The organism is Sphaerisporangium sp. NPDC049003 (assembly GCF_043197795.1).
Classification (GTDB): Bacteria; Actinomycetota; Actinomycetes; order Streptosporangiales; family Streptosporangiaceae; genus Sphaerisporangium.
In genome coordinates this window covers 62,830-74,654 of the sequence record NZ_JBICTU010000013.1, presented here as the reverse complement: position 1 = coordinate 74,654, position 11,825 = coordinate 62,830, and the positions used below count along the sequence as shown (strand labels likewise).

The window sequence follows — 11,825 nt, the reverse complement described above, 5'->3', positions numbered from 1 at the left end:
CCGGTCGTCACCGGTCGTGGTGTCGCGGGCCGGCTTGTGCGGCCGGCCCGCGCGCCTCGTGGGAGCCGGTCTACGTCGTCGGGACGCGCAGGACCGCGTCGAAGCTCTCCAGCACCCCGAGCACGTTCTTGACCTCGGGGACGCCCTCGGCGTAGACGCCGCCGGCGAGTTCCTTGGAGTGCTTCTCGTACCGCGACAGCAGCGTGTCCGCGGCGTGCCGCGAGAATCCGAGGACGGTGTTGGCGAGCGGGTCGCCCGTCCACAGCTCCACGGGCAGGCGGCTCTTGTCGTACCAGCTCAGGCAGTCGATCAGCCACTCGTGCGACTGGCCCACGAACGGGTCGAACGAGACGCGGCTCGAACAGGCCGAGCCGTGCCCGCCCACGGGGGCGCAGCCCGCGTAGTTCTCCTGGGCTCTGCGGAACACGTCGGTGATCAACGGGTCGCCGCCGAGGTCGGAGGGCAGCCTCTCGACCCCGCCCAGCAGCAACTGCATGATCTCGTCCTGCCTGAGCGCGGTCGCCCAGCCGGTCTCGGTGAAGGCCTGGAGCAGGCGCATGCTCTTGGTCACCTGGGCGTTGGCGTCCGACAGGGGCTTGCCCGGGGTGGTCAGTTCCGCGACCACCCTGTCGTAGTAGGCCTTCTGGCGCCCGCTGAGGAACCTGGCCACCTTGTCCCGCGCGGCGGTGAGAACCGCGTCGTCGCTGGTGAACGTCGCCTTCATGTCGAAGACCTGCTTGTAGCCCCCGCTCACCCAGGCGCCGAGGTAGTACTTGAGGTCGTTGCAGAAGTAGACGGTTGGGTCACCGGGAAGCGGGGTGCCCATGCGGGTACGGCAGATCACGCCGAGGGGCTGGGTCTGCGTCCACGTGCGGAAGGTCTGCACCGTGCCGTCGGGCCAGGTGAGACGCATCTTCACGGTGACGGCCAGGTCGGCCCACTGCTCCAGGATCTGGCCATCCCCGCGCCCGCCCTGGTTCGTCAGCCACCCCTGGTAGCACAGCGACAACGCGGGGCGGTCCGCTTCGGGCAGAGCGTAGTTCGCAAGGACGATCGGGTTCGGCATCTGCGCCAGCGAGACGACGCCCGGGGTCTCGATGTCCTTGGTCTTGTTGGGGAGCTCCGGGCACGTCGAGACGGTGCCGGGGGTGGCAGGCGACTTGCCGGCCGGAAGGGCCTGGTCCGCCGTGCCGAAGAGCTTGTACCCCTTCTCGTCGGTGTACTCCTTCTGCAGCGGGACCAGCTTGTCGGACAGGGCCGCGACGGCGTTTTTGTAGTCCCTGACGAGCCCCTTGAACAGCGCGTTGGTGTACGTGCCGTCGGCGGCGGGCGGGTTCAGGGGCTCGCTCAGTTGCCGGGCCGCCTTGTCGATGTCCAGGCCCGCGGCGACGATGTCCGAGGTGCGCTGGGTGTTGACGCGCTTGGCGTAGCCCTGGTTCTCCGACGCCAGCCGTGTGAACCCGTTGGCCATCGTGAGCCAGGCGGCCAGGTTCGGAGAGCTGGACGGCTGCTGCGGCCAACCGTAGTTCTGCTTGCCGTACCAGCTCAGGAAGCCGGTGGCGCCGCCGGAGCTGCCGTAGGCGTCGACCACGGCCACGGGTCCCGCGGCGTGCTGCTGGTAGGAGGTGGGGCTGGGGACGAACGGCTCCTCGCGGGCCTGGGTGACGGCCGCGAAGTGCAGGTCGTTCACCACATGGGCGTACTCCTCGAACGTCGGGATCGGCTGCGAGTGCGTCTGCTCGTATCCGATGTACGCGTTCATCCCCGCGCGGGCGTCCTTGAGCTGGACGTTCTGGAGCGACTTGATGATCTCCGCCGCCCAGACGTCCACGCTCTGCTGGATGCCCTGCAACTGCCCCTGGATCGCCGTCAGCTGGGCGGCCGACGCCTGCTGGAGCTTGATCACCTCGTCGAACCTGTTCAGCAGGCCCTCATAGATGACGTTCAGGTTCTTGTTCACGCGGGCGAACTGCTCGTCCATGGCCTTGTGCAGGTCGGCCACCTCCTGGCGGAGCTTGCCGATCTGTTCGAGCATCATCTGCTCGGGGCTTGGCGAACCGGCCCGGAAGAGGGGAAGCAGGCTGCTGATCGCGCCGATGATGTTCCCGGTGAACGCCACGGTGCCCGCCGAGAAGATCGCCTCGATGGCGCCCATGGCCGCGATCTTGGGAAGGTACTCGTTGATCGCGTTGGCGATCTTCACGGCCGCCTTCCCGACGATCTCGATCCTCGTGGCCAGTTTCGGATCGGCCACGCCGACCAGCTTGGAAAGGATCGAGATGCCCACGTCGACGCCGCTGATCACCTTCTGGCGCGCCTCGGCCTCCTTCTTGACGCGCTCCTTCACCACATCGGGCGCGTTCGGCGCGGTGCTACTCCACTTGTAGGCGCCCTCGTACTTGAGCTGCAGGTCGTCGATGGACACGACCGCGTTCTTGACCTCCCAGTTCGCCTGCTTGATGAGCTGCTCGAACTGCTTGAGGATCTCCTCCTTGTACCGGGGGTCGTCCTTGCCGTAGGCCCAGATCGCGTTGAAGTTCACCACGTCCCGCAGGGGCGACTTGGCGACCAGCTCGTCGGTCGTGGCACCGGCGCTCAGCCCGGAGGGGTCCCCGACCCGGGCGTCCCAGATCTTGACGTAGGCGTTGCCGTCGCCGAGGGTGGAGCCCATGCCCCGCACCGCCTTGGCCGAGGCCTGGTTCAGTGCCTCCAGGGCGAGGGAGGCCGAGTCGCCGAGGGACTGGCTGGCGGCCACGGCGTTCTGCCAGTTGTCGTACTCGTGGCCGGGCGTCGCGCTGAACCCGGCGAAGGTCTTGTTGAGCGCCGCCGCGGCGGGCGCGAGCCGCGGGTCCCCGGCGACCGCGCGGTTGATCGTCGTCAGGACGGCGACCTTGTTCTCCCAGGGGGACTTCCCGACGTCCTTGAGCTGCTGGTCCAGGTAGTCCGACAGGCCCTGGAACTCGGCGGCGACTTCGGCCTCGGACTTGCCCGGCGCCGTCTGCGACCGGGAGGCGAGGACCAGGCCGAGGATGACGTCCCTGTAGTAGTGCGGGTCTTTCATGCTCAGGCTGATGGAGTGCAACTGCTGGTTGATCGCGTCGGGGTCGGGGACCTCCGGCTCTGCGAAGGCGGAGGCGGGGACCCCGTGGAGCAGGGTCGCCGTCACCACGAGCGTCAGCATCGCCGCGAGCGCCCGGGACAGCCGGGCCGCTCCCCTGCGGCGGCGGCCTTCACCTCTTCGACTCGGTCTCATCGATCATCTCTCTCGGCGGTAGCCCACGCACCGGGTCTTCGCGAACGGCGCCGCACCCGGCTCCGGCGGGCATTCCGGGCAACGTTGACCCGGCCGTGCCCCCACGGCATGACACGAGAGCGGCCCGGAACGCCGTGACCCGGCGGGCGGGGGGTGCGAGCGCGTTTAAGAACGGTTATGGGATAACCGTCACGCGCGAACAAAGCGGATAATTTGAGGGTAAAGATGCAGTATTCAGGGCGATTCCCCCTCGCGGCTGATCCCGCATCACCCCCAAGGTTGACGATCTTCCGTCCACCTCATCCGGGAGGCGTCCGGCCACAGGCGGCGTCGCCGCGGCCACGCGTGGGCCAAGTGGGCTGGCAATCGTCGATGTCGCTACGATTCCGGCATGTTCGCCACCGCTGAGACCGCGCCGGACATTGTGTGAGCGTGCGCTGGAGCGCTCAGGCCTGGTTCAACCTGGTGCTCGTCGTGATGGTCGTCATGCTGGGCGTGTCCACCGTGGCGGGTTCGGCGGTCCTGCGGCGAACCACGCAGGTCTCCAACCGGCTGACCGATGTGATCTCCCCCGCCAGGCTCCAGGCCGAGCGCGTCCAGACCGGCCTGCTCGACCAGGAGACCGGCCTGCGCGGCTTCCTGCTCTCGGGCAAGGACGAGTTCCTCGAACCGTACCGGCGCGGGCAGGTGACCGAGAGGCAGGCCGCCACGGCCATCCGCGAGCTGGCGCCCGGCGCGCCGGCGCTGCGTGAGCTCGACGAGATCGAGCGGCTGAGCGCCGACTGGCGTGCGCGGCACGCCGAGCCGATGATCGCGTACGTCCGGAGCCAGGGTGCCGACAGCGTGCCCGGCGACCAGACCGAGGCCGGAAGGCACGCCTTCGACGCCCTGCGCGCCGCGCTGACCGCCCAGGAGACGGCCTGGGCCCGCGCCCGCGAGGACGCCCGCGCCGACCTGGCCTCGGCCAGAACCTTCAGGGACCTCTCCTTCGTCACCATCGTGGTGGTCTTCCTGCTGATCACCCTCGCGCTCGCGCTGCTGCTGCGGCTGGTGGTGTTCCGGCCGCTGACGCGGCTGAGCGAGGCCTCGCGCAGGGTCACGGCGGGCGACTTCGACCACCACGTGGACACCGGGGGCCCTGCCGACGTCGCGGCGCTGGCCGGCGACATTGAGGCGATGCGGCGGCGCATCGTCACCGAACTGGAGGAGACCCGCCAGTCCCGCGGGCTGCTCGCCCAGCAGGCCGAGGAGCTCAGGCGCTCCAACAGCGAGCTGGAGCAGTTCGCCTACGTGGCGAGCCACGACCTGCAGGAACCCCTTCGCAAGGTCGCCAGCTTCACCCAGATGCTGGAGCAGCGCTACGCCGACCACCTCGACGAGCGGGCCAGGCAGTACATCCACTTCGCCGTCGACGGCGCCAAGCGGATGCAGGTGCTCATCAACGACCTGCTCAACTTCTCCCGCATCGGCAGGGTCAACACCGAGTCGGTGCGGCTGAAGCTCAACGACGCGGTGGACCTCGCCCTGCGCAACCTCGGCGCCCGGCTGGAGGATTCCGGCGGCCGGGTCGAGGTGGGCGACCTCCCGGTGATCAGCGGCGACCCGACCCAGTGGGCCATGCTGTGGCAGAACCTCATCGGCAACGCGTTGAAGTTTCGCCACCCGGACCGCGTGCCCGTGGTCCTGATCGAGGCCGAGCGGGACGAGGCCCAGTGGCGGATCACCGTGGCGGACAACGGCATCGGCATCGAGCCGCGCTTCGCCGAAAAGATCTTCCTCATCTTCCAGCGGCTGCACAACCGCGACCAGTACGGGGGCACCGGCATCGGGCTCGCGCTGTGCCGCAAGATCATGGCCTACCACGGCGGGAACATCGAGCTGGACACCGGCTACACCGGCGGCACGCGCTTCGTCCTCACCCTCCCGGCGGGTGACATCACCCTCCCGGCGGGTGACATCCTCGAATGAACGGCGTACACGCGAGGGATTCCGGCCCGGCGGCCCGCCTCGCGGGGCGGCCCCGGAGCAAGGCGCTCACTCCTCGGGGAGGACGTTCATCACCAGGATGATCCCCCGGAGCGACCCGTCCTCGGCGTACAGCCGGGAAAGCTCGACCTTGAGGCGGGCGGGCCGTCCGCGCCGGTTCACGGCGTCCACGATGATCGCGGTGGCGCGCCGGCTCCCGAGGTCGGGACCGGCCGTGTCCGCCGGGAGGCGCAACTGGGGCAGGAACGCCGCGACAGGCAGGCCGATGTCCAGCTCGGTCAGCCGGCGGCCGATCGCCTCGTCGCGGCGCAGTCCCCACAGGTCCTCGGCGCCCGCGCTCCAGACCAGCACCCGCAGCTCCGCGTCGACCACCGCCACCGCGTCGCCCAGGCTGCGCACGACGGAGGAGACGAAGTCGTTGGCCTGGTCGAGCTGCTCGCTGCGGGAGTTGAGCGTGTCGTTGATCTGCTGGAGCTCGTCGTTGGTCGACTGGAGCTCCTCGTTGATGGTCTCCAGCTCCTCGTTGGTCGACTGGAGCTCCTCGTTGGTGGTCTCCAGCTCCTCATTGGTCGACTGGAGCTCCTCATTGGTGGTCTCCAGCTCCTCGTTCAGCGACTGCAGCTCCTCGTAGGCGTGCTCCAGCTCCCTGTTCGCCGCCTGGAGCTCGTCACGGAGGCGGCGGTAGTGCGTCACGTCGTGGAAGTTGATGCCGATGCCCGCCAGCTCGCCGCCCGGCCGGTCGAGGAGCGGGACGACGGAGATGTCGAAGACCCGCGCCTCCTTGTTGCTCGGCCGGTGCCAGGTGACGTCCTGGAGATCGGCGGGCCGCATCTCCAGGCGCACCTGCTCGATCACCGAACGCAGCTCGGCGGGCCGGTAGGAGACCTCAAGGTCCTGGAACGGCTTCCCGATGTCGCGCGGGTTGAGGTTGAACAGCATCTCGGCGCGGGAGTTCACCAGGGCGACGTTCCCCACACGGTCGATGACGATCTGGGCGACCGGCCCGGAGGCGAGCGCCGCGGCCTGGAGCGCGAAGTCTCGTGGTTGCCGATTCGGCGACATGGTGCCGCCTCCCCATGGTGCCCGTGCACCGATCGGTGACGCTCCGACCTTCTTGAACACCCGCACGCGCAGATCGACCGGTTCGAACTTGTCGCTGTGGTTCAGCAGCATCTCGGCCTTGCCGAGGAACAGGTAGCCGGGATCGGACAGCGCGAAGTGGAAACGACGGACGATGCTGCGCTGCGTCTCGGAGTTGAAGTACATCAAGGTGTTGCGGGCCAGCAGCAGGTCGACCCGGGAGATCGGCGCGTCCCGCGTCAGGTCGTTGCGGCCGAAGATCAGCTGGCGTCGCAGGTCACGCCGGAAGGCGAAGCCCTCCTCGACCGGCTCGAAGTAGGTGGCGCGCAGATCGGCGGGAACCTCGTCAAGGCTGCGCTCGCTGTAGACGGCCGCGCGGGCGACGTGCAGCGCCTTCTCGTCGAGGTCGGTGGCGTAGATCTTGACCCGCTGGCGGAACTGCTCCATGCCGAGCTCCTCGGCCAGCACCATCGCCAGGCTGTAGGCCTCCTCGCCGGTGGCGCACCCGGCGCTCCAGACCCGGATGGGGGCGCTCCCTCCCTTGCTGGCCAGCAAGGACGGCACCACGATGCCGCGCAGGGTCTGCCAGGCGATGGGGTCGCGGAAGAAGCCGGTGACGTTGATCAGCAGACTGTCGAACAGCCGGTTGTACTCCTCGGGTTCGAGCTCCAGATAGTCGCGATATTCCCCGTAGTCCCGTAGCTTGAGCGCTTCCAGCCGCCGGCTGATTCGGCGCATGAGAGTAGTGCGCTTATATCCGGAAAAATCAAAGCCACGCGTCTCCCTCAGCATAAATAGGAGATCGTTGAATTCGCGGTCCTGGCCGGGCGTCACGGGGGTCCAGCCTAGGCCCGCCGGCGAGCGTCATGGGAGGACAACGTCACCACCGGGCTCGCCGATACGCGATTGAAGCGTCCGCATGGTCCGCAGCGCCTCCTTGGTCTGCTCGACCTCCTCGATCATGTGCTCCGAGGAGTACTTCCGCCCCTGCTCCAGCGCGCGCCGGATCATGCGTTCGAGCAGCCGCAACCGCTCTTCCAGGCGGAGGATCGCCACCCACAGCGCCCGTTCCACGGACTCGGAGTGGCCGGCCACCATGCTCTCGGAGGACCAGCCGTGGCCGAGCCTGCATTCGTAACGCGGATCGGACCCTGTCGACGCCTCGTATACCGGCCCGCCGCACTCGGGGCAGCTGACCCCGCTGAACGTGCCCTCCGGCGGCTCGGCGGTGCCCTGCACGAGGAAGAGGGACACCTCCCGCTCCACTTCCGCGTCTCGCATGGGCGCCTCCGGTGTGGTGGTTCTCCGGCTCTGCCGCGCGATCCACTCGGCGATCCGCCTCACCGTCATGACCTCGGCGGTCGTCGTCGCCGCGATGGCCGCCCTGGGCATGCCTTCGAACGCGCTCTCCCTGGGGTCCTGCACGGCGACGGCGCCGTGGTGCCGCTCCACGGCGGCACATCCCCTGGCTCCGTCGTCGAGCGTGCCGCTGAGCACCACGGCGATCGTACGGGGACCGCCCTCCAGTGCGGCGCTGAGGAACAGGGGGTCGGCGGCCGGCCGGTGACCGTTGTGCCGTGGTCCTCGCGACAGCCTCACGGCGCCGCCCTGGACCAGCAGGTGGTGGTCGGGAGGGGCCACGTAGACGCGGCCGTGCCGCAGGGGCTCGCCGTCGCCGGCGACGGCGGCTTTCAGCGGTCCGGCGCGGTCCAGGATGCCGGCCAGCGCGCTGCTCCCCCGCGAGGGGACGTGCAGCACGATGAGGACGGCGGCGGCGAGGTCGGAGGGCAGCGCGGCCAGCAGGTCGCGAAGGGCTTCGACACCGCCCGCCGAGGCCGCGACGACGACCAGGTCACGCGCGTTCGGGTCTGCCACATCAGGCCAATATCCAATCGATGACGTTTCATACCTCGTGCGCCTAACATTGAACCTGGGAACCGAGCAAAATTCTTTTTCATGATTTGAGGCCCAATGGATATGTCGGTCCATCTTGTTCACCGTCACGCGGACACGGCCCTGGTGACGCTGACGGGTGAGGTGGACGCCTCCAACTGCGACCGCCTCGAAACGGCCCTGCGCCGTCTGGTGGCCGGCGGGGTCCTCCACATCCTCGTGAACGCGGGCGAGCTGCGGTTCTGTGACCTCGCCGGGGCCAGAGTGCTGGCCCGTACCCACGCCGACCTGCGGGGGTACGGGGGCAAGCTGGTGATCGCCGCCTCCCCGAACGTCGCGAAGCTGCTCGGCCTGCTCTGGTCGCCGCAGGACCCCGGCTTCCCGCAGATCATCACCCGCGAGTGGATCGAGCGGGAGGCCGGCCCGCCGCAGGTTTTGTACCGGCACGTCCAGGTCTACCGCCGCCTCGGGCGCGAGTGCTCCACCCGGGCGGGTGCCGGCGCCCGCGCCTCCCTGACGCGTACGGACGCGGCGGTACCGGCCGTGGACACGGCGACAGGTCCGGGGCCTGCGGCACAGGCCGGTCCGGCGTCCCGGCTGTCCATGCGTTCGGTGCTCGAACGGTCCGCACGGCTGAGGCAGGAGACCGAGCGGCGGCTGGAGACGCTCCACGCGCAAGTCCAGGTCGCCTGTGCCACGCTCGCCGAGGTGCACGAGCGGCTGGCCGACTCCCACGCCGTCATGGCGGGGGCGGTGAGGGTCTCGGGGGACACCGCCTGCGACGACCACTCCCACCACGCCAGGGCCGAGCAGATCCGGCGGCGCGCCGTGGTGTTCGCGGGGGAACGGCCGGTCGCGCCCGGCGCCTGACGACCGAGCGACCCCCGATTCCGAGCGACCGCCGATTCCGAGCGACCGCCGATTCCGACCGGCCCCGACTTCCCGACCGGCCCCGGCTCCCCCGGCCGGTCAGGGGCGCTGGGCGGTCAAAGACGCTGGGCCGCCGTGCCGGAGGGGCTCGTGTACGGCCGCGACCGGATGAGCCCCCGGCCCGCGGTGGGAGCGTCCACTTGGGCGCCTCCCGGGGGCGTCGAGGCGTCGGCCCACTCGCCGGCGCACCGGCAGTAGCCGTGGGTGAGGATGAGCCGGGCCCGGACCAGGGTGTAACGCCCGGGATCGATAGCGGTGAGAACTCCGCGGCATCTGCCGCACTGGCCGCCCTTAACTGCCATGCCGTCCCTCACGTTCGATTGGTCGTCTGTCCAGACGATGGCGACCCGGCCGAACGCCCTTCTGAATCAGCGCCGGGTCGTCGCCGAGCAGAGATCTCATCGGTCACGCCGAGAGGGGGCATCCCCGATAGGCCACAGCATAAGGTGACGACGCGAATACGTCTGGTTGATGCGTGTTCTGATCTTACGACCCCGGCCGCCGCCGGAATCTGATCGCACCGGCCGCCACCGCCTGTCGGCATTTGATGACAAAGGCCAGGTAATCATCTGCGCCGTCGATCACTCGGAGAGGGACCTGATCTCGGTCGCGGGTATGGAGGCTGACATCGCCCATATGCAGACCAACGGACGTGTCCGCCGCCATAAGGACCCGAAGGGGCAGGTGCCCAGCGAGATGATTCGTCACCGTACGGAGAGACCGCGTGCCGATGTGCTCGTCCACGTGCGACGGCTGACGCTGGCCGCGCTGGTGATCGCGGCGGCGGGGGCTCTCGCGTCGCCGTCGCAGGCGAGCGCGAGCGCGGTGGCGGGCCACCGGGGCTCGCCGGCGGCCGTCCCGGCCGACGACCACGGCCACATCTACATGCGCAGCGGAAACGGCAGGTTCAACAAGAGCTATTCCGAGATCCTCAGTCCCACCATCATCACCGGGCTGCAGAACGTGTCGAATACGACCTTCGGCGGAAACAGCCACACTCAGTCGGCCGCCTGCAAGAAGAAGCACCGCTTCTGCAACATCTCGCAGAGGGCCCGGATGCACCTCCAGAAATAGCGTCTCGCGGAGAATGCCCGATTCGTAGAGCCGTCTATTTCCCTGTTCATCATTCCAACGGGGATTTTGACGGATTTCACTACTACCCAGGGCAATGATGCGGTAATAATCTGCGGGTGAATCACCGGGAACGCGACCTACGCCCCGATCGACGGTATGTTGACGATCGGGTCCGGGTCGAAGCACTTCCTGCCCGGACTCAGTCCGATGCAGCGGGGGGCGACAAACGATGATTTGTCAGCATGATAAAAGAGTTCTCACAATCAGAACGGTTGCCGTGTGCATTCTTGCCGGTATAGCCGCTTCGACCGCATTCATCGGGGTCATCGCGCCGACCGCGGCGAGCGCCGGCACGGCGCGCCCTCAGACGCGGCACACGGAACGAGACGGCGGCGGCGATGACGACGACCGCGGCGGGGTGCGCAGCCACGACGGGAACGGCACCCGCAACCGCAACATCATCTCCCTCAAGAGCCCCTCCAGCAACCACGGCTACCAGCACACCTCGGCCAGCACCGCGGGCGGGTCGACCGCCGTTCAGAACGCGCTGTGCAGGCACGCCAAGGTGTGCAACATCCACCTCCAGATCATCGTCGTCGTACCGAAGAAGCCCAGGAAGCCGGGTTCCACGAAGACGAAGGAGCCGGAGGTGGACACAGCCGCCCCCGACGACGAGTGCGAGGACGAATGATCTGACCGTGTGACACCACCTGGCCGGCGCCGGGCAGGTCACGCGGGAGCGGCGCCGTGCCGTCCGGGCGCGGTCAGGGCCGGGCGGGGATGCCCGGCCGGCGACCCCACACGGCGATGGTGGCCATGCCCAGGTCGCGGAACCCCGGGTCGCGGAGCAGTGCCCGGGTCTCGGCGATCATGGCAGGGGTGATCCCCTCGATGGCACGCAGGGCCGGGTCCAGTTGCTCGATGGTCAGCCGCCAGAAGCGGGACATCGGCAGGTCACCGCCGACGACCGAGCAGGCGATGTCCATCTCGACGTCCTCCAGCCCCAGCCCGCTCACGTCGTCGTGCAGGGCGCGGGGCCACCGGCAGTCCGTGCCGATCCGCTCGGCCAGGACCGTGAAGACCCCCATGCCGGTCGCGCGGTAGGCCGGGTGCGGCGAGGACTCGATGGGGAAGGCGGCCGGCTCCTCCAGCATCAGCCATCCGCCGGGGGCCAGCCAGCTCACGACCCGGGCGAGGTCCGGCTCCCGGCTGCGCAGGTGGCAGAACAGATAGCGGGCGTGGATGAAGTCGAAGGACGCGGGAGGGAAGTCGTCGCGCGTCAGGTCGTGGTGCAACCATCGCAGGTTGGCCTGCTCCTCACGCCGGCTCTGGACGAGCTGGAGGTCCAGGTCGGTGGCGGTGACGCTGCCCGCGGGACAGCGGTCGGCGAGCCGGCGGGCCACGGTTCCTGTACCGGCGCCGAGCTCCAGGCAGCGCCAGTCGGACCGCACGGGCAGGGACTCCAGCCTCCGGAACGACGCCGGGTCCAGTTCCTCCGCGAGCGCGCTCAGACGCTCGTCCTCGGTGGTGGTGACGTGGTTGAAAATGCGGTCGCCATAACGCTCAACGAGTTGCTGCGTCATCAGTGAGAACCTTCGGGTGAGTGAGC

9 protein-coding genes are annotated in these 11,825 nt (G+C 68.9%); 4 read left to right on the top strand and 5 right to left on the bottom strand.

Annotated elements, in window-relative coordinates; all coding sequences use genetic code 11:
• Positions 1 to 70: 70 nt before the first annotated feature.
• Positions 71 to 3,253, bottom strand: coding sequence for a hypothetical protein (locus tag ACGFIV_RS16055; RefSeq protein ID WP_358552297.1), 3,183 nt, complete (start codon positions 3,251 to 3,253; stop codon positions 71 to 73).
• A 432-nt stretch (positions 3,254 to 3,685) separates the two neighbouring features.
• Here ACGFIV_RS16055 and ACGFIV_RS16050 point away from each other — a divergent pair, with 432 nt between their 5' ends.
• Positions 3,686 to 5,221: an ATP-binding protein gene (locus tag ACGFIV_RS16050; RefSeq protein ID WP_358552295.1), complete on the top strand. Its 1,536-nt coding sequence runs from the start codon at positions 3,686 to 3,688 to the stop codon at positions 5,219 to 5,221.
• Between the two features lie 66 nt (positions 5,222 to 5,287).
• On the opposite strand, the gene ACGFIV_RS16045 is transcribed toward ACGFIV_RS16050, so the two are convergent.
• Positions 5,288 to 7,153, bottom strand: a complete 1,866-nt coding sequence (locus tag ACGFIV_RS16045) for a CheR family methyltransferase (RefSeq protein WP_358552293.1) — start codon at positions 7,151 to 7,153, stop codon at positions 5,288 to 5,290.
• A gap of 30 nt (positions 7,154 to 7,183) precedes the next feature.
• Entirely contained in the window at positions 7,184 to 8,194 is a 1,011-nt protein-coding gene (locus ACGFIV_RS16040) for a chemotaxis protein CheB (protein ID WP_358552291.1), read from the bottom strand.
• A 102-nt stretch (positions 8,195 to 8,296) separates the two neighbouring features.
• Here ACGFIV_RS16040 and ACGFIV_RS16035 point away from each other — a divergent pair, with 102 nt between their 5' ends.
• Entirely contained in the window at positions 8,297 to 9,082 is a 786-nt protein-coding gene (locus ACGFIV_RS16035; protein ID WP_392835483.1) for an STAS domain-containing protein, read from the top strand.
• Between the two features lie 116 nt (positions 9,083 to 9,198).
• Here the strand turns inward: ACGFIV_RS16035 and ACGFIV_RS16030 are convergent, their stop codons facing one another.
• Entirely contained in the window at positions 9,199 to 9,444 is a 246-nt protein-coding gene (locus ACGFIV_RS16030) for a hypothetical protein (RefSeq protein ID WP_358552287.1), read from the bottom strand.
• 169 nt (positions 9,445 to 9,613) lie between these two features.
• Between ACGFIV_RS16030 and ACGFIV_RS16025 the strand changes: the two genes are divergently transcribed.
• Positions 9,614 to 10,216 (top strand): hypothetical protein, encoded by a 603-nt coding sequence (locus tag ACGFIV_RS16025; RefSeq protein ID WP_358552285.1) that lies wholly within the window; start codon positions 9,614 to 9,616, stop codon positions 10,214 to 10,216.
• A gap of 277 nt (positions 10,217 to 10,493) precedes the next feature.
• Positions 10,494 to 10,907, top strand: a complete 414-nt coding sequence (locus ACGFIV_RS16020; protein WP_358552283.1) for a hypothetical protein — start codon at positions 10,494 to 10,496, stop codon at positions 10,905 to 10,907.
• Positions 10,908 to 10,980: 73 nt separating this feature from the next.
• On the opposite strand, the gene ACGFIV_RS16015 is transcribed toward ACGFIV_RS16020, so the two are convergent.
• Positions 10,981 to 11,799, bottom strand: coding sequence for a class I SAM-dependent methyltransferase (locus tag ACGFIV_RS16015; RefSeq protein ID WP_358552281.1), 819 nt, complete (start codon positions 11,797 to 11,799; stop codon positions 10,981 to 10,983).
• Positions 11,800 to 11,825 lie beyond the last annotated feature (26 nt).